Origin of the sequence: Lentzea californiensis (genome assembly GCF_024648825.1) — a bacterium.
In the GTDB taxonomy this organism is placed as follows: Bacteria; Actinomycetota; Actinomycetes; order Mycobacteriales; family Pseudonocardiaceae; genus Lentzea; species Lentzea californiensis.
Genome location: NZ_JANBBE010000001.1, coordinates 319,945 through 341,149, shown reverse-complemented (window position 1 = coordinate 341,149; position 21,205 = coordinate 319,945). Strand labels below are relative to the sequence as shown.

The 21,205-nt window shown below is 68.3% G+C and carries 18 protein-coding genes; 13 read left to right on the top strand and 5 right to left on the bottom strand.

The window, feature by feature from the left end; translation table 11 throughout:
• Positions 1 to 143: 143 nt before the first annotated feature.
• From LX88_RS01780 to truA, 9 genes are all read left to right on the top strand, one after another.
• Positions 144 to 725: a hypothetical protein gene (locus LX88_RS01780; RefSeq protein ID WP_258946153.1), complete on the top strand. Its 582-nt coding sequence runs from the start codon at positions 144 to 146 to the stop codon at positions 723 to 725.
• A gap of 121 nt (positions 726 to 846) precedes the next feature.
• Positions 847 to 1,068, top strand: coding sequence for a translation initiation factor IF-1 (gene infA, locus LX88_RS01775; RefSeq protein WP_005166804.1), 222 nt, complete (start codon positions 847 to 849; stop codon positions 1,066 to 1,068).
• A gap of 25 nt (positions 1,069 to 1,093) precedes the next feature.
• Positions 1,094 to 1,207 (top strand): 50S ribosomal protein L36, encoded by a 114-nt coding sequence (gene rpmJ / locus LX88_RS01770; protein WP_010148647.1) that lies wholly within the window; start codon positions 1,094 to 1,096, stop codon positions 1,205 to 1,207.
• Between the two features lie 216 nt (positions 1,208 to 1,423).
• Complete coding sequence (rpsM, locus tag LX88_RS01765) at positions 1,424 to 1,804, top strand: 30S ribosomal protein S13 (RefSeq protein ID WP_030478319.1); 381 nt, start codon at positions 1,424 to 1,426, stop codon at positions 1,802 to 1,804.
• Positions 1,805 to 1,841: 37 nt separating this feature from the next.
• Entirely contained in the window at positions 1,842 to 2,249 is a 408-nt protein-coding gene (gene rpsK / locus LX88_RS01760; RefSeq protein ID WP_030478320.1) for a 30S ribosomal protein S11, read from the top strand.
• A 23-nt stretch (positions 2,250 to 2,272) separates the two neighbouring features.
• Positions 2,273 to 2,878 (top strand): 30S ribosomal protein S4, encoded by a 606-nt coding sequence (gene rpsD, locus LX88_RS01755; protein WP_090074346.1) that lies wholly within the window; start codon positions 2,273 to 2,275, stop codon positions 2,876 to 2,878.
• Positions 2,879 to 3,030: 152 nt separating this feature from the next.
• Positions 3,031 to 4,089 (top strand): DNA-directed RNA polymerase subunit alpha, encoded by a 1,059-nt coding sequence (locus LX88_RS01750; protein ID WP_030478322.1) that lies wholly within the window; start codon positions 3,031 to 3,033, stop codon positions 4,087 to 4,089.
• Between the two features lie 51 nt (positions 4,090 to 4,140).
• Complete coding sequence (gene rplQ, locus LX88_RS01745) at positions 4,141 to 4,713, top strand: 50S ribosomal protein L17 (protein WP_030478323.1); 573 nt, start codon at positions 4,141 to 4,143, stop codon at positions 4,711 to 4,713.
• A 56-nt stretch (positions 4,714 to 4,769) separates the two neighbouring features.
• Positions 4,770 to 5,564 (top strand): tRNA pseudouridine(38-40) synthase TruA, encoded by a 795-nt coding sequence (gene truA, locus LX88_RS01740; RefSeq protein WP_258946152.1) that lies wholly within the window; start codon positions 4,770 to 4,772, stop codon positions 5,562 to 5,564.
• Positions 5,565 to 6,272: 708 nt separating this feature from the next.
• Here the strand turns inward: truA and LX88_RS01735 are convergent.
• From LX88_RS01735 to eccE, 3 genes are all read right to left on the bottom strand, one after another.
• Positions 6,273 to 7,835 carry a S8 family peptidase gene (locus LX88_RS01735; protein ID WP_258946151.1) on the bottom strand — a complete coding sequence of 521 codons (1,563 nt, stop codon included), beginning with the start codon at positions 7,833 to 7,835 and terminating at the stop codon, positions 6,273 to 6,275.
• A gap of 255 nt (positions 7,836 to 8,090) precedes the next feature.
• A complete protein-coding gene (locus LX88_RS01730; RefSeq protein WP_090074353.1) occupies positions 8,091 to 8,819 on the bottom strand; it encodes a hypothetical protein in 729 nt (242 codons plus the stop codon).
• Positions 8,816 to 10,021: a type VII secretion protein EccE gene (gene eccE / locus LX88_RS01725; RefSeq protein ID WP_245983148.1), complete on the bottom strand. Its 1,206-nt coding sequence runs from the start codon at positions 10,019 to 10,021 to the stop codon at positions 8,816 to 8,818. The genes LX88_RS01730 and eccE overlap by 4 nt, the downstream gene beginning before the upstream one ends.
• Before the next feature lie 270 nt (positions 10,022 to 10,291).
• Between eccE and eccB the strand changes: the two genes are divergently transcribed.
• From eccB to LX88_RS01710, 3 genes are all read left to right on the top strand, one after another.
• On the top strand, positions 10,292 to 11,908 hold the full coding sequence (eccB, locus tag LX88_RS01720; protein ID WP_258946150.1) for a type VII secretion protein EccB: 1,617 nt from the start codon (positions 10,292 to 10,294) through the stop codon (positions 11,906 to 11,908).
• 71 nt (positions 11,909 to 11,979) lie between these two features.
• Positions 11,980 to 12,309, top strand: a complete 330-nt coding sequence (locus LX88_RS01715; RefSeq protein WP_258946149.1) for a type VII secretion target — start codon at positions 11,980 to 11,982, stop codon at positions 12,307 to 12,309.
• A complete protein-coding gene (locus LX88_RS01710; RefSeq protein WP_258946148.1) occupies positions 12,309 to 13,379 on the top strand; it encodes a WXG100 family type VII secretion target in 1,071 nt (356 codons plus the stop codon). Before LX88_RS01715 ends, LX88_RS01710 begins: the two co-directional genes overlap by 1 nt.
• Before the next feature lie 72 nt (positions 13,380 to 13,451).
• Here the strand turns inward: LX88_RS01710 and mycP are convergent, their stop codons facing one another.
• On the bottom strand, positions 13,452 to 14,864 hold the full coding sequence (gene mycP, locus LX88_RS01705) for a type VII secretion-associated serine protease mycosin (RefSeq protein ID WP_258946147.1): 1,413 nt from the start codon (positions 14,862 to 14,864) through the stop codon (positions 13,452 to 13,454).
• Positions 14,861 to 16,264 carry a type VII secretion integral membrane protein EccD gene (gene eccD / locus LX88_RS01700; protein WP_258946146.1) on the bottom strand — a complete coding sequence of 468 codons (1,404 nt, stop codon included), beginning with the start codon at positions 16,262 to 16,264 and terminating at the stop codon, positions 14,861 to 14,863. Before eccD ends, mycP begins: the two co-directional genes overlap by 4 nt.
• Before the next feature lie 230 nt (positions 16,265 to 16,494).
• Here eccD and eccCa point away from each other — a divergent pair, with 230 nt between their 5' ends.
• A complete protein-coding gene (gene eccCa / locus LX88_RS01695) occupies positions 16,495 to 20,520 on the top strand; it encodes a type VII secretion protein EccCa (RefSeq protein WP_258946145.1) in 4,026 nt (1,341 codons plus the stop codon).
• Positions 20,521 to 21,205 lie beyond the last annotated feature (685 nt).

The following is a 21,205-nucleotide window of genomic DNA, read 5'->3' as shown; positions in this document are numbered from 1 at the left end:
AGGGCCGATACGGTCGAGGTTGACGAACGAGTCCAATGCTTGGGGGCATTGTGGGGGTAACCCGTTTCGTCCTGTCCGCCCTTCTGATTCCACTTGCAGGCTGCGCTGCCACCAAGCCGGCCACCGATTTCACCTACCAGGACGTGCCGGCGGAGCGCATCGCCGCCCGGATCTTCCTGGCCGACGCCATCGCGGCGGCGGAGGGCTGCCGACCGCCGTTCTCCGACGTCATCGTGCGGCGTCCGAACTTCGTCAGTCCGCCCGAACCCGTCGACGGCGGGTGCGGGGGCGGTGTCCGTGCCGCCGCGTCGTGGGAGTACGTCGACGCAGTGAGTCGCATCACGGTGCTGCACGACGTCGTCGTGCGGGAGTGGGACGTCCTGCTCCGGTCCGGGCCGGAGGCCGCCGAGACGCGGGCCGCCGGGGCGACGTTGCTGCACTGCCTCGACCGCGCCGGGTTCACCCAGCGCGGGCCCGGCGACCCGAGCCTGGAGAGCTACGGCGTCAGATCGGGCGACGCCGCGCTCAACAACGCAGCTCAGCGGTGTTCCGACGAGACCGGGTACGGGTCGAGGGCCGCTGCTCAGCGCCTGCGGACGTTGCGGTCGGTGCTCGGCAGGCACGAGTCCGAGATCAACGACATCGCGCGCCTGAAGCCCGTTCTCGAACGGGGTGCGCAGCCGGCCACGGGCTCTGAGCGGACCCGATTTGGGTTGCCGCAGTGAGCTGCGTACACTGGTCAGGTGGCGCATCAGTTGCGCCGGTTCAGTCGTGCCCTCCGAGGTCAGATCGAGCCGGAGTGGCGCGCGTCCAAAGTTAATATCACCGTCACGAAACGCGGAGGACATGGGCAAGAAGGACGGGGCCATTGAGGTCGAGGGCCGCGTAGTCGAGCCGCTCCCCAACGCGATGTTCAGGGTCGAGTTGGAGAACGGTCACAAGGTACTCGCGCACATCAGCGGCAAGATGCGACAGCACTACATCCGCATCCTCCCTGAGGACCGGGTCGTCGTGGAGCTCTCGCCCTACGACCTGTCCCGCGGGCGCATCGTCTACCGCTACAAGTGACCTCCAGTAGCAGGAGATCTCAGGCGTGAAGGTTCAGCCGAGCGTCAAGAAGATCTGCGACAAGTGCAAGGTGATCCGCCGTCACGGCCGGGTCATGGTGATCTGCGAGAACCTGCGCCACAAGCAGCGCCAGGGCTGAGCAGTTCCACTCGCGCTCGTCGGGATCCTTCGATGACGCAGTAACCAGAAACTCCTCGCACCTACCGCACGGGCTCCATGCGTGCGGACACCCCCGGATTCCAGGCCGGGGCCGGGACACCGGCTGTGAGAGCAGCCGGAACGACAGACAGCGAGTCAGTCACCGGAATTGGGCGAGGAGCAGACCTGGAAGTAATCGACAGGAGTTAACCGCCACATGGCACGACTCGCTGGCGTCGACCTCCCCCGCGAAAAGCGGATGGAGATCGCGCTCACCTACATCTTCGGCATCGGTCGTACGCGCTCCAAGGAGCTGCTCACCGCCACGGAGATCTCCCCGGACCTCCGGGTGAAGGATCTGACGGACGACGACCTCGCCAAGCTGCGGGACCACATCGAGACGAACTACAAGGTCGAGGGTGACCTTCGCCGTGAGGTCGCGGCCGACATCCGTCGCAAGATGGAGATCGGTTGCTACGAGGGTCTTCGGCACCGTCGCGGCCTGCCCGTTCGTGGGCAGCGCACGAAGACGAACGCCCGTACCCGCAAGGGTCCGAAGAAGACCGTGGCCGGCAAGAAGAAGGCCGGCAAGAAGTAAGACCTCGCGTCTGCTGCCCTCAACTTAGGAGTTCGTTTTGCCACCCAAGTCCCGTACGGGCGCCGGGGTCAAGAAGATCCGGCGCAAGGAAAAGAAGAACGTCTCGCACGGCCAGGCGCACATCAAGAGCACGTTCAACAACACCATCGTGTCCATCACGGACCCGCTGGGCAACGTGATCAGCTGGGCGTCCGCCGGCCACGTGGGCTTCAAGGGCTCGCGCAAGTCCACGCCGTTCGCGGCGCAGATGGCTGCCGAGAACGCCGCCCGCAAGGCCGCCGAGCACGGCATGCGCAAGGTGGACGTGTTCGTCAAGGGTCCCGGCTCCGGCCGTGAGACCGCGATCCGTTCACTGCAGGCCGCCGGTCTCGAGGTCGGCACCATCCAGGACGTGACCCCGCAGCCCCACAACGGCTGCCGCCCGCCCAAGCGGCGCCGGGTCTGAGGCACGGGGAGGAGTAAGAACTAATGGCTCGTTATACGGGACCCGCGACGCGCATCTCGCGTCGTCTGAAGGTTGACCTCGTTGGTGGGGACCAGGCCTTCGAGCGCCGTCCGTACCCGCCCGGCCAGCACGGTCGTGGCCGGGTCAAGGAGTCCGAGTACCTGCTGCAGCTCCAGGAGAAGCAGAAGGCTCGTTACACCTACGGCGTGCTCGAGAAGCAGTTCGTCCGTTACTACAAGGAAGCGGTTCGTCGCCCCGGCAAGACCGGCGAGAACCTGCTCCAGATCCTCGAGGCCCGCCTCGACAACGTGGTGTACCGCGCGGGCCTCGCCCGCACGCGTCGCCAGGCTCGCCAGCTGGTCAGCCACGGTCACTTCCTGGTCAACGGCCACAAGGTGAACATCCCGAGCTACCAGGTGTCGAAGTTCGACATCATCGACGTGAAGCCGAAGTCCATGCCGACGCTGCCTTTCGAGGCTGCTCGCGCGTCCTTCGGTGACCGCCCGATTCCCGCTTGGCTGCAGGTCGTGTCCTCGAACCTGCGCATCCTCGTGCACCAGCTGCCCGAGCGCGCGCAGATCGACACGCCTGTCACCGAGCAGCTCATCGTCGAGCTCTACTCGAAGTGATCCTCTCCGAGCCACCGTCTCTCGTGGACGGTGGCTCGGGTCGGGTCCCGCATCGGCGCGAAGGGTGTGCCGAGTGCGTTTGCCGGTCCTCGTGGCTGGCTGTTGTTGACGGCGTCAAATAGCGGGCGTCGTTGTCGGAAAGGTAGAACCCAGTGCTGATTTCCCAGCGCCCCTCGCTCGCCGAGGAAGCGGTCTCCGAGACCCGTTCACGGTTCGTCATCGAACCGCTGGAGCCGGGCTTCGGTTACACGCTCGGCAACTCGATCCGCCGCACGCTGCTCTCGTCGATCCCCGGTGCTGCTGTCACGAGCATCCGCATCGACGGCGTGCTGCACGAGTTCACCACGGTTCCCGGGGTGAAGGAGGACGTCACCGACGTCATCCTGAACCTGAAGGAGCTCGTCGTCTCGTCCGAGGAGGACGAGCCGGTGACCATGTACCTGCGCAAGCAGGGCCCCGGTGTGGTGACCGCGGGCGACATCGTGCCTCCGGCCGGTGTCACCGTGCACAACCCCGACCTGCACATCGCCACCCTGAACGGCAAGGGCAAGCTGGAGATCGAGCTCGTCGTCGAGCGCGGTCGCGGCTACGTCCCGGCTGTCCAGAACAAGCAGGCGGGCGCCGAGATCGGCCGCATCCCCGTCGACTCGATCTACTCGCCGGTTCTCAAGGTGACGTACAAGGTCGAGGCCACTCGTGTCGAGCAGCGTACGGACTTCGACAAGCTGATCCTCGACGTGGAGAGCAAGCCCTCGATCACCCCGAGGGACGCTGTTGCCTCCGCGGGCAAGACCCTGGTTGAGCTGTTCGGCCTCGCTCGCGAGCTGAACATCGACGCCGAGGGCATCGAGATCGGCCCGTCGCCGGCCGAGGCTGACACCATCGCCGCGTTCGCGATGCCTATCGAGGATCTGGACCTCACGGTCCGTTCCTACAACTGCTTGAAGCGGGAAGGCATCCACACCGTCGGCGAGCTCGTGTCGCGCAGCGAAGCGGACCTGCTGGACATCCGCAACTTCGGTGCGAAGTCGATCGACGAGGTCAAGATGAAGCTCGTCGGTCTCGGCCTCGCGCTGAAGGACTCGCCTCCTGGGTTCGACCCGTCCGCGGCTGCTGCCGACTACCACCCCGGTGACACGGGCTGGGGCGCCGGTACCGGCCTGGACCCGCACGACGACGGTCAGGACTACGCGGAGACCGAGCAGCTCTGACGCTCTGATTCAGAGCTAGAGGATCTCTTTTAGTAACTACAGGAGCAAGCGATGCCCACCCCTACCAAGGGCCCCCGGCTCGGTGGGTCTCCGGCGCACGAGCGGCTGCTGCTCGCCAACCTGGCGACGGCGTTGTTCCAGCACGGCCGGATCAAGACCACTGAGACGAAGGCGAAGCGGCTGCGTCCGTACGCCGAGAAGATCATTTCCAAGGCCAAGGCCGGCGACCTGCACAACCGTCGCGAGATCATGAAGCTGATCCGCGACAAGGACGTCGTGCACAAGCTGATCGCCGAGATCGGTCCGTTCTTCAGCGACCGTTCCGGTGGCTACACCCGCATCACCAAGACGCTGGCGCGCAAGGGCGACAACGCCCCCATGGCCATCATCGAGCTGGTGCAGCAGAAGCTCGTCTCCACCGAGGCCGAGGCTGCGCGCAAGACCAAGTTCGCCAAGGACGAGAAGCCGGCCGCCGAGGTCGTCGACCAGGACGCTGACGCGCCCGAGTCCGCGACGAAGGACGCCGCCGACGAGCCCGCCGAGGGCGCTGTCGAGGTTGACGGCGAGCCGTCGGCCGAGGACGTCAAGGCAGAAGAGGCCAAGGACAAGAAGGACGAGTCCTGAGCAGTTCTCCTGCTGACGAGCCCGTCGTTCCCCATGGGGACGGCGGGCTCGTTCGTGTGCGGTTCGACCTGGGATACGACGGCACCGAGTTCTCCGGGTGGGCGCGGCAGCCTTCCCGGCGAACCGTCTGCGGCGTTCTCGAGGACACGCTGTCGATGGTGCTGCGGGAGGACGTCTCGCTGACCGTGGCCGGGCGCACCGATGCCGGCGTGCACGCCTCCGGGCAGGTCGCTCACGCTGACCTGCCTTCCGTCGTTGACGTTGCCGGGCTGCCCAAGCGGCTGGCGCGGGCGTTGCCTTCGGACGTCCGGGTTTTTTCTGCCCGGGTGGTGCCTGCTGCCTTTGACGCCCGGTTCTCCGCGATGCGGCGGCACTACGAGTACCGCGTTACCGACGCTGCCTTTGGGGCGCATCCGTTGCGGCGGTTGGACACCCTGGCCTGGCCTCGTCCGCTGGACGTTTCCGCGATGAATGAGGCTGCGCGGCTTTTGTTGGGAGAGCACGACTTTTGTGCGTTCTGCAAGCGGCGTGAGGGGGCTACCACCATCCGGGAGCTGCAGCGGCTTGAGCTGGTGCGGTCTTCGGATGATGGGGTGGTCACGGCGTTTGTGTCTGCTGATGCGTTCTGCCACTCGATGGTTCGGTCGCTCATTGGGGCGTTGCTGGCTGTTGGGGAGGGGCGGAAGGGTGTCGAGTGGCCTTCGTCCTTGTTGTCGCTTAGTGGGCGGGCTAGCGGGGTTACCGTGGCTCCTGCTCATGGGTTGTGCTTGGTTCGGGTGGATTTTCCTGGGGATGGGGAGCTTGCCGCTCGGGCTGAGGCGACTCGGCGGGTTCGTACGTTGGAGCGTTGAGCTCCTTGCGCTGTCTTCCTGGGGCTCCGCCCCAGACCCCGCCAATCTGATCCAAAGCCGGGGGTCTACGCCGTGCGCGGGTTGATGGCACGCCTGTTGCGTTGGGCGGAGTCGCGTTGCGTAGAGGGGCGCGTTGGTGGGTGGCTTCGTCACGAGCCAAGGGCAAGTGCTGTGGCACGACTCGTGACGAAGCAACCCCACCCAGACCGTTCGGTAAGGACGGCTCGCCTTCGGCTTCGCGGGAGTGCCAGACCTCGTCGCTAGTGGTGTGACCCGGAAGGTTGGCGAGGTAATCCACGCCCAGCAGGGCGCCACGATGCACCCGTCTGACCGCGCATTCCCCCGGCAACCTTCCAGGCCGCACCACTAGTGCCCTACGCCGGAAGTCCGCCGCTGAAGTCCCTGCCGTTCGTGCCGCACGCGGGGCGCTTTCGTGCGCTCCACGCGCACGAAAGCGCCCCGCGTGCGGTTGATGACGGCGTGGCCGAGGCCCCGCGACGTTGATGAGGGGAGCTTTTCCAAACCTGAGGTTGATGAAAGCTCCCCTCATCAACCTTCATACTTTGATGACGAATTTCCGGCGCAGGACACTAGATTGGGTCGCGGGGGCTCTGAGATCGAGGGGGGCCTCTGCGTCAGCCTGCTTTTCCTCCGGGAAGGGAGGAGCCCCCGGCGGGGGGACCGGGGGCTCCTTGGTGGTGCGGCTGGCTAGATGTCGAGCGTCCACGAGTCGATGTGGCCCGTGTCCTGGCGGTAGAGGTCGCGGACTCGCAGCTGCCAGGTGCCGTTGGCGTCTTCTGCGGAGACGTTCACGGCGTAGGTGGCGTTGAGGTCGTCAGCGCTGTCTGAGCCGTTGCTGACCTTCAGGACCTTCACCGTGCCCGAGGGGGCGATCAGGGCCACTTCCAGGTCGCCTCGGTAGGTGTGCTTGATGGCGACCTTCACGGAGCCGGTGGTGCTGGCCTTGCCGTTGCAGTCGGCGACCGTGATCGCGGACTTCACCTCGCTGGCGTCCGGGATTGCGGTGTCGGTGTCGTTGGTCGCCGCGGGGCACTGGCCCGGCGGGTTGCCGGGGGCCGTGCCGGTGATCTGGAGGAGCTTGTTCGGGGAGCCGGTGCCGGGGCTCGTGACCACGTCGGAGCTGGCATTGTCCACCAAGGCGTCGCGGACCTGCTGCGGGGTTGCCGTCGGGGACGAGCCCAGGTAGACCGCTGCCGCGCCTACGACGTGCGGGGTGGCCATCGAGGTGCCGCTGATGGTGTTGGTGGCCTCGTCGTTCGTGAGCCAGGCGCTCGTGATGTCGCGGCCCGGGGCGAAGATGTCGAGGCAGCTGCCGAGGTTCGAGAACGAGCTGCGGGCGTCGGTGCGGTCCGTGGAGCCGACGGTGATGGCTTCCGGGGTGCGGGCCGGGGACGTGTTGCAGGCGTTGCCGCCGTTGTCGTTGCCCGCTGCCAGGCCGTAGGTGACGCCTGCTGCGATGGAGCGCGCCACGGCGTCGTCGACGGTCTGGTTGGCTCCGCCGCCGAGGGACATGTTGGCCACCGCCGGCTTGCGGGCCGGGTTGGCCTGGACGTCCGCGGTGACCCAGTCGATGCCTGCGATGACGCCTGCGAAGGTGCCGCTGCCGGAGCAGTTGAGGACTCGGACGCCTACCAGCTTCACGTCCTTGGCGACGCCGTACTTCGTGCCGCCGACGGTGCCCGCGACGTGGGTTCCGTGGCCGTTGCAGTCCGAGGAGTCCGCGTCGTTGTCGACGGTGTCGGTGCCGGACACCGCCCGGCCGCCGAAGTCGGTGTGGGTGTTCCGGATGCCGGTGTCGATGATGTACGCGGTGACGCCGGCGCCCTTGTTCGGGTAGGTGTAGCTGTTGTCCAGCGGGAGCGTGCGCTGGTCGATGCGGTCGAGGCCCCACGACGGGGTCGGGGTCTGCGTGTCGGAGATGCGGACCTCGCCGTCCTGTTCGACGTAGGCGACGGCCGGATCTGCTGCCAGGCGCTTGGCCTGGGTTTCGGACATCTGCGCCGAGAAACCGCGCAAAGCGGACTTGTACGAGTGCTTCACCTTCGCGCCGTACTTAGCACTGAGGTTGTCCACACTTGCTGTGCTCATGTCCTTCAGCACGACGATGTAGTTGTCCTTGACCGCGTTGGACGCACCGAGGTTGCGAATCTCCCCCTCGGGCGCAGCGGTGGCGGAGACGGACGACAGGACGAGCGCAGTGCCCGCCACCAGTCCGATTCCAGCCGCTCGTCTGGCCCACGATTCTCCCATAGCAGCAAGCTCCCTCGTCGCAGGGTTGTGCAGGTGAGAGTTTTCTTAGTGGCGCGGACTGATTTCGCACAAGAAGGTCCACGAAATTGCCTTCGAATGCCGAATCAACAGATTTGATCAGCCCTGTGAATTAGTTGGTTCCGCTGATCTCTTTACAAAACAATTGCGCCCCGAACGGTTGTCCGTTCGGGGCGCAAGTTTCGCCTATTTCGCCGAGCGTCTCAATCGGCTTGGAGCAGCCGATCGAGTGCTCTCTCAATCGCCCCTGCGGACGGCTCCGAGGATCTGCTGTTCGGCCGGGGTCGTGTAGAGGCGCAGGTGCGCCCACATGTCCTGGCCCATCGCGATGACCTGATCGTCCTTGAGCTGGGTGAGCTGCCCGAACATCTGCGGGCGCAGGCGCCACATCTGCCCGGCGAGCTGCGCCTGACCCATCGGGAGGCGCTGCAGGAGCACGAGGTCCGCGTTGTTCGCCGTGGACGACGCCTGCGGGTGCAGGTACGGCAGCACGTACATCGTGGTCTGCCACGGCGCGCGCGGCGGGAACAGCTCCTGCGGGACGTGGCCGCCGTCGTGGATCACGAGCAGCGGCATGTCCTCGGTCGGGCGCGGGAGGTCCGCCGGGGACAGCCGGCGCAACTGCACCAGCTGAGACGGACGGCCGTCCGGGCCCTGGCCCGCGGCACGCACGACCGGCTGCCACGCCTGCGGGCGGCCCGTCGCGATGATGATCCACGCTCCGGTCGCCATGGCGCGCAACGCGATCTGGCGGGCCAGGTACAGGCCACCGACGACGACCATGCGGGTCGGCGTCGGGCGCAGCACGGACACGCTGAGCGGCTCGCCCTTCGTGCCCTGGCCGAGCATCATGCCGCCGCGGTCGCCGCTGGGGCTGACCAGGTCGAGCATGTTCGGCGACACCAGGAACTCCGGTGCCACCGCGCCGCGGCCGCGGGTGTCGAGCAGACGGGACGACGAGCTCATGCCACACCTCCCAGCGGCAGCGTCGCGGCGAGGCCCGCGAGCTGCATGCCCCGCAACGGGGTCAGCGTGATGTCGAGCTTGTCGCCCAGCTTGGACAGCTGGTCCTCGGCGCGGTCCAGCTCGCTCGGCGTGCGGGCGCTCACGCGCACCAGGCCGCGCAGCGAGACCTGACCGTCCTCACGGGACGGCGAGATGGACATCGCGAGCGTCGACGAGAGAGCGCGCACACCGGTCAGCGAGTTCAGGTTGCCCTTGAGGCCCTTGGACGGCCAGCCGGTGATCGCGTAGCTCGCGTGACCGACGCCACCCGCGGTGACGCCCTTCCACTTCTCGCGCAGCGACACGGGATTCGTGTTGCCGACGGCCGCGGTGAGCTCGGCCGACGAGATCGCCGCGCGCAGCAGCTCGTCCGAGTCGAGCGGGCGGATCGTGACGCCTGCGGACTCCAGGGCGTTGCGGACGCGGGACAACGCTCCGATCAGCGCCCGGTGTGCGCCGACGACGCCGCCGCCGCGCTCCCGGATCGCCTCGCCGCAGCGGCGCGGGTCCAGCCGGACCGTGATCCACGTGGTGCGCCGGGCCGCCGCGGGCAGCGGGCCGAGCACCTCCATGTACGAGCTGACGGCCGGCGAGTTCGGCGGGAGTGCCGCGCTGCCGGGGTAGCAGTGCCAGATCACGGTGATCGCGTCGAGCACGACGCCGCGGTCCTCCAGGCACGGTGTGAGCGCTCCCAGGGGCAGCGACGGGGCCGAGCCGACCGCGGAGATCAGCGGCGGCGTCGGGTCGACGAGCAGCACCGCGGTCCACACGCCGTCGTGCCACGACAGCGCGAGCGGGCGGCGTTCGTGGTCGACGCCCTTCGCGATCACCAGGTCCGGGATCGCGAGGCGCAGCAACGCGACGCGCGGGTCCTCCGGGCCGAGCACCTGCATCTCGTCGTCACCGGGCTTGGACTCCTGCGACTCCGCGCGCTTCGCGGTGCGGCTGTGCGACCGGAAGTTGTAGCGCATGCGGACGCCGATCCACTGCGTGAGCCAGCGGCCACGCGAGCGGGTGAAGGCCAGGATCAGTGCGACGAGGAGCACACCGCCGGCGATCGAGACGGAGACGACGTTGAGTGCCTCGCCCTGTTTCACGCCCATGATGGTCAGCACGAGGAGGGCGATGGCGAGACCGACCTCGATCGTGACTACGTTCGACACGGGCAACGAGCCGAGGCTCACGCCTGCGGCTCTGCGACGGACACGCCCGACCGGACGCGGAGGCGCAGGTGCCTGCTGGCCAGGACCCCCAGGTCCCTGCGGCCGAGCCATCCCTGGGTTGGGCCGGGGCGGATGTGGAGTGGTCACGGACATCCGTTGTGGTCTCTTTCCCCTCGATGGTCGGTGGGCTTGGCGAACCGGCCCACGGAGCAACCTGCGTCCGGCTATCCTGCCGAACCGTACCGCGACTGGGAGAGCAGCGAGCCGAGAATGGCATCAACACCCACGACCAAGGCACAGGTCCAGGCCTACCAATTCGTCCTGAAGCGGATGCAGTCAGCTCTTGTCCGCAGAGACGCGGTGATGCTGCATGACCCTATGAGCATCCACTCGCGTGCTACAGCGGTGGGTGTGGTGCTGGGCGTCCTCGGTCTGATCGTGTTCCTCGTGATCGGGCTCTTCAGCCCGGCGCCGAGGCTCGACGACCAGACGCAGATCGCCATCAGCAAGGAGACCGGCCAGGTCTACGTCGTCGACAGCTCGCCGCGGCGGCTGATCCCGATGACGAACCTGGCGTCGGCCCGGCTGCTCTGGCTCTCGCGCAACAGCCCCGACGCGCAGCAGGGCCAGGGCGGTGGCGACGCACCGGCCGGCACGGCCGGCGCACCGGCGGAAGCGGCCGGCGGCACCCCCAAGCTCGTGGCCGAGAAGGCGTTGGCGAACCTGCCGCGAGGCAGGCTCACCGGTCTGCCTGACGCGCCGGACGTGCTGCCGAAGCCGGACCTCCGCATCGACGCGCAGTGGTCGGTCTGCGACACCCTCCAGCTGGACAAGTTCCGCGAGGACCAGGCGGCGGAGAACCAGATCAAGACCTCCGTGATCGCGGGCGTGAGCGGCGGCAACCCGGAGCTGGGCGGCGAGGCCGTGCTGGTCCAGCAGCGCACGGGCGCGAAGAAGGCGTACCTGATCTACAAGACGCCCCAGTCCCTGCGGGACATCTCGTCGTCGACGGTCCGCGCCGAGGTGGACCTGAAGAACGACAAGGCGCTCAACGCCCTCAAGCTGAAGAACAAGAAGCCCCGAGCGATCAGCACGGCGTTGCTGAACGCGATCCCCGAGGTCGCTCCGCTGGCCGCACCGGTCATGCCGAACCAGGGCAAGCAGGCGACGTACGTCACCGAGACCAAGGTCAACATCGGTGAGGTCGTCCAGGTCGAGCGGCAGAACGGCTTCGAGTCCATGGTCGCGCTGGAGGACGGCTTCCAGACCGTCGACGAGACCGTCGGCGACCTGCTGCGCTGGGCCTACTCGAACAACCGGCAGGCCATCAAGCTCTCGCCGAGCGCGATCGCGGACCACCGCGACCCGAAGAGCCCGCTCAAGCTCGACTCGTACCCGGACAAGATCCCGACGACGCTCGAGGCGAACGCCAACAACGTCGTCGTGTGCCTCGGCTGGAAGGCCGAGAACTTCACCGCGGACAACAGGGCCGAGCACACCTCGGTGACGATCGGTTCCGTGCTGCCGGGCCCGAAGGACATGACCCCGGCCGAGCTCGGTTCGCCGGGTGCGGGTGGCGAGATCATCGACCAGTTCCTGATGCTGCCGGGCAAGGCCGCCGTCGTGCGGGCGAGCCAGGGCAAGAACGACTTCGGGACCGGTCCGGTGCAGATCGTCACGGGTCGCGGTGTCCGCTACGGCGTCCCGGACGCGGCCACGGCGGCGGCTCTGGGACTCGACGGGACGTTCCCGCCGGCACCGAACCAGATCCTGAGCCTGCTGCCGATGGGGCCGCAGCTCAACAAGAACGACGCGAACCGCAGCTACGACTCGATCCCGGCGCCCAAGGGGACGATCAAGGATCCGCAGGCGGTTCAGCAGAAGTAGCGGAACCGCTCCGGGTGCACCACCGTCGAATGCGGACGAAGTGCACCCGGAGTGTCGTTAGGGGACTAGTCGTGGCCGGTCGTATCAGCGTCGACGCCGAGTGGTTGGAGAAGTACGCCGACCGCATCGACGGGACGACGGATGACCTGAGGCGGGTGCGGGACGCCATGAAGGTGTCCCCGTTGCGCCCCCAGTCGTTCGGCGAGATCGGCAGAACGGCCGGCACGGCCCAGGGCTACGCGCGTGCGGCCGAACTGCTCAACTCGCAGCTCGCCCGCGCCTGTGACGCGCTCGAGTCGGCCTCCAAGGGCTTGCACGCCGTCGCGAAGCAGTACGGGCACACCGACGAGGAGAGCTTGCAGGCCATCAAGAAGGCCGACCGGCGGTACGGGGAGCTGTGATGGCCAAGGACGGCAAGCAGATCGCGGCCGAGGTCGGTCCCGAGCTCGACTACCTCTCGCAGGTCAGCCGCAAGCTCGGGGTCGTGGACCTCGTGCACGACTTCTTCGACCCGCTGGTGGGCGACTGGAACGACCTGCGCGAGGAAGCCGAACGCTGGCGCAAGGCCGCGAAGGTGACCGAGGCGGTCAACACCCACGTCTCGGCGCCGCTGGGCGGGGTCGACGCGCGGTGGGAGGGCAAGGACGCCGACGCGTTCCTCGACCACATGCGCAAGGTGGGGCTCGCGGGCGGCGACATGTCCGACGCGATGAACGCCATGGCGGACGCGCTGGAGGAGACCGCGGACGGCGTTCGCGTCATCGTGCAGGACATGGCCCACGTGCTGGCCGACGCCGCCGACCCGGTGTCCGGCACGGCCACGCTGCCGACGGACGGCGACCAGCGCGCGATCAGGCACATCGAGGAGCTCAAGGATCCCGTCCGCGAACTGCACGAGTCCGCGCGGCAGGTGCTGGAGGCGTTCCTGAAGCTGTGCGACGGGGTGTCCGGTGAGGACGGCGGTTTCGGTGCCGTGCACATGGAGCACAAGTACCCCGAGCAGAACTGGACCTACACGGCGCCCGCCAAGCCCGAGACCAAGGTGCCCGAACCGGCCCATGCCGCGGCCACGGCCGCCGCGGGCACGGGTGCCGCGCCGGGCGGCTCGTCCGGTGGCGGTGGCGGCGGGGTGGGTGGCGGAGTCGGCGGTGGGGTCGGCTCGGTCGGCGCGCCTGCCGCGGCCCAGCAGCAGATGCAGTTCGGAGGCGCCACAGGCGTCGCTGAGCAGGTTCCACTGGCGGACAAGGGTGGCGGGGCCGCTCAGGCCGCCGCGGCCGCCGGTGGCCGTTCTGGGGCCCCGGCCGGCGGCATGATGGGCGGCGGCATGGCGCCGATGATGGGTGGCATGGGCGGCGGCCAGCAGGGCGGCGACAAGGAGCACAAGCCGAAGCAACGGCTCACCGGCTCGATCGACGACCTGCTCGGCAAACCCAAGAAGGCCGCGCCGAAGACCATCGGTGACGACGACTGAGACTCTTCCCGTACAACGGAAATGGCCCCGCCGGTGAAATCCGGCGGGGCCATTTCCGTTGTCCTCGGAAAGCTAGACGGGCTGTCTGCGCTTGCGGTTGAGCGAGTTGCGGACGACCAGCGTCAGCATCAGCAGCGCGCCACCGACACCGATGCCGCTCAGGGCGACGATGATCGGCGGCCAGTCGAGCCCCTGCGGCGGGGTGACGCTGGTGTTCATCTCCTTCGGGTCCGAGGCCTTGAACCCGGCTGCCTCCGCGGGCAGCACCGCCGTCAGCGCGGCGACCGGGTTGACCATGCCGAAGCCGACCTTGTTGTCCTTGCCGGACACGTTGCCGGGGTGCAGGGCGGTGACCTTGAGGCGCTCCATCACCTGGCGCGCCTTGAGGTTCGGGAACCGCTCGCGCACCAGCGCCGTGATGCCCGCGACGTACGGGGACGCGAAGCTGGTGCCCTTGATGTCCTGCACGCCCTGCGCGGTGACGTTCGCGTTCGTCAGGCCGGTGCCCTTGGGGTCGACGGAGATGATCTCCTCGCCCGGCGCGGCGATGCTGACCCACGGACCCCAGACGCTGAACGACGAGACCTCGCCCGAGCGCGCGATCGACCCGACCGACAGCACGTCGTCGGCGAACCACGCCGGCGACGAGACCGAGTTGACGTTGGAGGAGTCCAGGTTGTTGTTCTGCGCGCCGCAGCCGACGCCCTGGTCGCTGAGGTTGCCGGCCGCCGTCACGATCACGACGTCCTTGACGTCCACCGCGTACCTGATGGCGGCCTGCAGGTTCCGGTCGTCCGCGCTGAACCCCTTGGGAGAGCTGCAGTTCGTCAGCGAGATGTTGACGACCTTGGCGCCCCTGTCCGCCGCGCGGACGATGGCCTGCGCCAGCGTGCCGACCTTTCCGGCGGAGGAGCGCTTCTCCGGGTTGGCCGCGTTGCCCTTGAACTCGAAGCGGTCGCTGGTCTGGCGGATCGCCAGGATCGTCGCTTCCGGTGCGGCGCCGATGAAGTCGCCCTCGGTCTTGGCCGCGGCGGCGACGCCGGCTACCTCGGTGCCGTGGCCGTCGCAGTCGTCGAGACCGTTCTGGTTGGAGACGTAGTCACCGCCACCCTCGACCCTGCCGCCGAAGCGCGGGTTGCGCGGGTCGACACCGGTGTCGATGATCGCGATCTTGACGCCCTTGCCCGTGGCGAACCTGTGCGCCTGGTCCAGGTTCAGGTAGACCTGGCCCCAGGGCATGTACTCGATCAGTTCGCTCTTGGTGTCGGACTCCACACACCCCTTGGAGGTGCGCTCGTACGGCACGTCCGCCTTGCCCTCGTCCCTGGGCGGCGGCGTGCCCGCGGGCAGGTCCGGCGGCACCGAGTTCGGGCGTGCGGTCGCGGGCGTGGAGGACGGCTGAGCGGAGGCCTGTGGCAGCGTCCCCGTCAGCAGCAGCATTCCGGCGGTCGCGGCCGCCGCGGTGCGCCTGATGCCGGTCCTCATAGCGTGATCAGACCTCGGAACACCTGGTACATGTCCATGACCGCGAGCGCCAGCGGCAGCACGGAGGCGATCAGGATCGCCTCGATGATGTCGACGGTGCGGCGCAACGGCGGCGAGAACTTCTGGCCGGGGAAGATCACACCGAGCACCAGTGCGAGCACGCCCAGCAGCAGCAGCGCGCCGAAGACGAACGCGATGCGGTTGAAGGAGGACGACGAGATCAGCCAGCCGATCAGGATGCCCGCGCTGGCGAACATGCCGGTCGACAGCAGGGCGACGGCCTGCGCGCCGTTGGCGTACGCACGGCCGCGCATCATCAGCACGATCGCGACGACCACGCCGTAGATCGGGCCCCAGACCGTGTCGGCGCCCGCGGCGACGATGGCGGCGAGTGCCGCGACCACACCGGTGCCGATGATCATGCCCGTCAGGTACTCGTGCGCGACGGCCGTGCGACGCTCGATGACCGCGTACTCCGGGAAGCCGCTGTCCTCCTTGAGGTCCTCGGCGTTCGTCGGCACGACGGGCGGCGGGATCTTGGCCAGCTGCAGCGTGAGCCTCGGCAGCATCGACAGCGCGGCGAGCGCCACGGCACCGGTCGCGGCGGCCACACCGGACAGCGGGTGCTCGACGAACGTCGCGACGAGGAACGCCAGCGCCACGAGGGTGCCGCCGGTCGCCGCGGCGATGAACACCGTGATGCCCTGGCCGATGAGCAGGATGCCGCCCCACGCGAAGATCATCATCAGCGCGGACGCGAGCAACATCTTCGGGTTGAAACCAACGCCGGGCACGGCGTGGTAGCCCGCGACGAACGCCAGCGGCAGCGAACCGCACGCGGCGATCAGCACACCGGTCGACGCCGCGCTGTACGCCCGCGAGATGGTCGCGCCGGCCGCCAGCATGGCGATCGCGCCGACACCACCGGCGATCGCGGCCGCGAGACCGCTGCCGGAACCGCCCTGCGTGATCGGGCCGGACAGGAACAACGCCACCGCGGACCCGATCAGCGCGAGCGCGCCGGCGAGGTGGCCGAACCGCTGCGCGGTCTCCTTGGTCCACGGCCGGAAGGAGTCCGGATCGGACTCCGCGATCGCGTCGACGACGTCGTCGTACAACGGCGGCGGCGGATTCTCGTTGCGGCGCCGCAACTGCAGCAGCTCGCCGTCGACGACGCCGAGCGAAGCCAGCGTGCGCGCCGGGTCGAGCGGGTTGTCGCCGAGCTTGGCGAGGCACCAGCCACCGTGCCGCACACCGCCGTCCGGAGTGGCCTCTCTCGCCATGTCCAGCAACATGGGCAGGAGATCGGCCACCGCCACGTCGGCAGGCAGCGCGACGTCGATACGCGTTCGAGGTGCCACCACCGTGACACGGCTGAACACCGTCGTACCGGTCGCCACCAGGGCCCCCTAAGTCAGATCAACGCTTGCAAACGATGTGCCCGACCCTATTGGTCCACCTGGACGGTTGGCGGGCGGCCCTAGTATGGCCGCACCGACGCCTCTTGCACGTGTGGTTCGCAGAACACGTTCGACTGGGTTTTTTTCCGACCCACCTTCGTGACGCGCGCGGATGCGCAATAGTGTCGGTTGCTACTGGTGGCGTAACGAGTCGAAGAGGTGCCTGTCAGTTGAGCACGCTGCAGTTCAAGCGAACGGCACGCCTTGCTGCTCCCCGGCCTCCGGGCGGTGAGGTCCACCTCGAACCGCCACCCGAGGTCCCCCGGATCATCCCCGGCAACATCATGATGAAGGCGATGCCCGTCGTCATGATCGTGGCGTCGATGGGCATGATGGGCATGATGCTCGTGTTCATGCCGCGGCAGCCCGCGGCGATGATCATGCCGGGCATGATGATGATCTCGACCATCGGCATGATGGCGAGCGGCATGGGCTCGGGCAAGGGCCAGAAGAAAGCCGAGATGAACGAGGACCGCAAGGACTACCTGCGGTACCTCGGCCAGATGCGCGACCGCGCCCGCGAGGCCGCCGACGAGCAGCGCGCCGAGCGCGAGTGGGTGCACCCCGACCCGCAGATGCTGTGGTCCCTCGCCACCACCAGGCGCATGTGGGAACGCCGTCAGAACGACCCGGACTTCTGCCACCTGCGCGCGGGACGGGGCTCGCAGCGCCTCGCGACCCGCCTGGTGCCGCCGCAGACCGGTCCCGTCGAGGAGCTCGAGCCGATCGCGACGCTGGCGCTGCGCCGTTTCGTGCGCGCCCACTCGCTCGTGCCCGACCTCCCGATCTCCATCGCACTGCGCGGTTTCGCCGCGGTCGGCCTGCTCGGTGAGATCGAGGACCGCCGCGACCTCGCGCGCGCCCTCATCGCCCAGCTCGTCACGTTCCACGCCCCGGACGACCTGCTGATCGCGGTCGTCAGCGCGGGCCGCACGAAGCAGTTGTGGGAGTGGGTGAAGTGGCTGCCGCACGCGCAGCACCCCACCGACATCGACGGCATCGGCCAGCGCCGCATGATGGCGAACTCGCTCGCCGAGGTCGAGGCGATGCTGGACGAGAACCTGCGCGACCGGCAGCGGTTCACCCGCAACGCCCCGCCACCGCCCGACCAGCCGCACATCGTGATCGTCATCGACGACGGCGACATCAGCCGCGAAGAGATGATCATCCTCGAGGAGGGTCTGGTCGGCGTCACGCTGCTGGACCTGAGCGAGTGCCTGGGCAACCTGACGGCGCGACGCGGTCTGCGGCTCGTCGTCGAGAACAACCAGCTGGGTGCCCGGTCCGCGAGCGGTGTCGAGTGGTTCGGCGCACCGGACCGCCTGTCCGTCGTGGAGTCCGAGGCGCTGGCCCGCAGGCTCTCGCCGTACCGCATGGGCGCCGCCGGTGAAGCCGGTGGCGACAGCGGCGAGGACCCGTTGGCGATGAGCAACAACCCGCCGATCCTCGAGTTCATGGGCATTCCCGGCGACCCGATCACGTTCGACGTGCAGCAGGCGTGGCGGCCGCGGCCCAAGCGCGACCGCTACCGCATCCCGTTCGGCATCGGCGAGCACGGCCAGGCGGTCGAGCTCGACATCAAGGAAGCCGCCGAGGACGGCATGGGCCCGCACGGCCTGTGCATCGGTGCGACCGGTTCCGGCAAGTCGGAGTTCCTCCGCACGCTGGTGCTCGGTCTGCTGGCCTCGCACTCGTCGACGGCGCTCAACATGATCCTCGTCGACTTCAAGGGTGGTGCGACGTTCCTCGGTCTGGACAAGGCACCGCACGTCGCAGCCACGATCACCAACCTCGCCGGCGACCTCAGCCTGGTCGACCGCATGAAGGACGCCATCGAGGGCGAGGTGTCGCGTCGTCAGGAGGTCCTGGCGAAGGGCAACTACAAGAACGTCTGGGACTACGAGAAGGCCCGTGAGAACGGTGCCCAGCTCGACCCGCTGCCCGCGCTGTTCATCTGCATCGACGAGTTCTCCGAGATGCTGACGGCGAAGCCGGACTTCATCGACATCTTCCTCCAGATCGGTCGTGTCGGCCGGTCGCTGCAGATGCACATGCTCCTCGCGTCGCAGCGGCTCGAGGAAGGCAAGCTGCGAGGTCTGGACACGTTCCTCTCGTACCGGATCGGCCTCAAGACGTTCAACGCGGCGGAGTCCCGTGCGGCGATCGGTGTGCCGGACGCCTACGAGCTGCCGCCGATCCCGGGCTCGGGTTACCTGAGCGTGCAGGGCACGCCGCTCACCAGGTTCAAGGCGCTCTACGTCTCGGGCACCTACCGGCCGGCGGGCATGCAGTCCGCCGGTGAGTCGGTGGCCGTGCGCAGTGACAAGCGCCCGCGCTTCTTCGTGCCGGACTTCATCGAGATCCCGAAGGAGCCGGAGCGCCCGCTCGAGCCGGTGAAGGTCGCGGAGCCGGTCAAGGAGGACGCGAACGAGCCGACCCAGCTCGAGCTCATCGTCGACCGCCTCGTCGGTCAGGGCCCGCCCGCGCACGAGGTGTGGCTGCCGCCGCTCAACGAGCCGCCGACGATGGACACGATGCTGCCGCCGCTCGACGTGACGCCGGACCGCGGTCTCACGTCGCCGGGCTACCCGGCCAACAGCACGCTGCAGATCCCGGTCGGCATCGTCGACAAGCCGTTCGAGCAGCGCCGCGACCTGCTGTGGGCGGACTTCTCCGGTGCGGCGGGCCACGGCGCGGTCGTCGGTGGCCCGCAGTCCGGCAAGTCGATGATGCTCAGGACGATCATCGCGTCGATGGCGCTCACCCACACGCCCGAGGAGGTGCAGTTCTACTGCATCGACCTCGGTGGTGGTTCGCTCGCCGCGATGGAGGACCTGCCGCACGTCGGTGGCTTCGCCGGTCGTCTCGACGTCGACAAGGTCCGCCGCATGGTGGCCGAGCTCCAGACGCTGATCGCCGAGCGCGAGCTCCGCTGGCGCGACGCACGCATCGAGCTGGCCGAGTTCCGCAACCGCAAGCGTCGCGGTGAGATCAAGGACGACGCGTTCGGTGACGCGTTCCTGATCATCGACGGCTGGATGAACTTCCGCCAGGAGTTCGAGATGGTCGAGCCGCAGATCCAGGCGCTCGCCGCCCAGGGTCTGTCCTACGGCGTGCACGTGATCCTCGGCGCGAGCCGGTGGGCGGAGATCCGGCCCGCGATGAAGGACCTCCTCGGCACGCGCTTCGAGCTGCGGCTCGGTGACCCGAGCGAGTCCGAGGTCGACCGCAAGGTGGCGGTCAACGTGCCGCCGGGCCGTCCTGGCCGCGGTATCACCATGGACGGCGCCACCGGACGCCGGCTGCACTACCTGGTCGGCCTGCCGCGCATCGACACCTTGCAGGACGCGAACAGCGTCACGGCGGGTGTCGCGGACCTCGCGAACAAGCTCACGGCGGCCTGGCAGGGCCCGCGCGCCCCGCAGGTCCGGATGCTGCCCGACCTGCTCGACCACGGGCAGTTCATGGCCCACGTCCAGCAGACCTTCCCCAACCGCGGGCACCTCGTCCCGGTCGGTGTCAACGAGGACGAGCTCGCGCCGGTCTACCTGGACTTCGACGCGGACCCGCACTTCATGGCGCTGGCGGACGGCGAGTCGGGCAAGACGAACATCCTGCGCACGATCGTCCGCGGCATCATGCAGAGCTACACCTCGTCCGAGGCGTTGATCCTGCTCGCGGACTACCGCCGCACGATGCTCGGCTTCATCGACACCGACCACCTGCTCACCTACGCGGTGTCGGGCCCGCAGTTCACCCAGAACGTGCAGGAGGTCCGCGGTTCGCTCGCGGGCCGCATGCCCGGCCCGGACGTCACGCAGGAGCAGCTCAAGAACCGTTCCTGGTGGAAGGGCCCGGAGGTCTTCGTCATCGTCGACGACTACGACCTGGTCGCTCCGCAGGGTGCTCAGAACCCCATGCAGCCGCTGGCCGAGTTCATCCCGCAGGCCAAGGACGTCGGTCTGCACATCGTCGTCGTCCGCCGCATGGGTGGTGCGTCCCGCGCGATGTACGACCCGGTCATGGGCAAGCTGAAGGAGATCTCGGCGCCGATCTTCGTCGGTTCCGGTTCGAAGGAGGAGGGCAACATCGTCGGCAACCTCAAGCCGTCGCAGCAGCCTCCCGGCCGGGGCACCCTGGTGACCCGCAAGCACGGTCAGCAGCGCATGCAGTTCGCCTGGATCTCGCCGGACTAGGACTCGTCACAACGGTCTTCGTGGGTGGTCTCGCCGCAACGGCGGGGCCACCCACGAGTCGTTTCGGGGGAACGCCGCGCGAACGGCAAAGGCCCGCGGCCGAAGCCGCGGGCCTTTCCGGTAGCAGGGGTACTACCTGCCCACACGCCGCCGGATCGGGAACGCCGGTGCGGTCAAGAGGGAGGCGACCACACCGGCGTTCCGGATCCCGTTCTTCCGAGTCATCCCCCAGGCTGACTCCTCCGAACCGGCTGCAGAGAACTGTGCCGCACACCGCTCACGCGCCGCTCACGTCTGGATGACATGTCTTCCCCCGGCAATGAGAAAGGCCCGCAGCCGAAGCCGCGGGCCTTCGCCGGACAGCAGGGGACCGTCCGGTTCCCCCCATGACCGGAGTTCCACCCTGACCACACCACTGGGAGGGGCTGTCAGGGGAGATCGGCGATCGTGACGCCCCCAGGACTTCAACGTCGCTCTCGTCGCTCCGGCTGAGGGCCACTTTGCCCGGTCGCGCTCACACTTCGGTCACACGTCGTCTGACTGGCCGCGGACCGAGCTCGCAGCACTCCCGGAACTGATGAGCGGTGCTGGTGGCCCCCCAGGAACTTCGCCACCAGCACCGCTGAGGAGAACTCTGCCCGAGGCCGCTCACACTTCGCTCACACAGTGATCACGGCGCCTACAC

Coding starts and splice junctions, on each gene's coding strand:
- rplQ (WP_030478323.1), top strand. CDS start 4,141: ATGCCCACCCCTACCAAGGGCCCCCGGCTCGGTGGGTCTCCGGCGCAC.
- rpsD (WP_090074346.1), top strand. CDS start 2,273: ATGGCTCGTTATACGGGACCCGCGACGCGCATCTCGCGTCGTCTGAAG.
- LX88_RS01735 (WP_258946151.1), bottom strand. CDS start 7,835: ATGGGAGAATCGTGGGCCAGACGAGCGGCTGGAATCGGACTGGTGGCG.
- infA (WP_005166804.1), top strand. CDS start 847: ATGGGCAAGAAGGACGGGGCCATTGAGGTCGAGGGCCGCGTAGTCGAG.
- mycP (WP_258946147.1), bottom strand. CDS start 14,864: ATGAGGACCGGCATCAGGCGCACCGCGGCGGCCGCGACCGCCGGAATG.
- LX88_RS01710 (WP_258946148.1), top strand. CDS start 12,309: ATGGCCAAGGACGGCAAGCAGATCGCGGCCGAGGTCGGTCCCGAGCTC.
- LX88_RS01730 (WP_090074353.1), bottom strand. CDS start 8,819: ATGAGCTCGTCGTCCCGTCTGCTCGACACCCGCGGCCGCGGCGCGGTG.
- eccB (WP_258946150.1), top strand. CDS start 10,292: ATGGCATCAACACCCACGACCAAGGCACAGGTCCAGGCCTACCAATTC.
- rpsM (WP_030478319.1), top strand. CDS start 1,424: ATGGCACGACTCGCTGGCGTCGACCTCCCCCGCGAAAAGCGGATGGAG.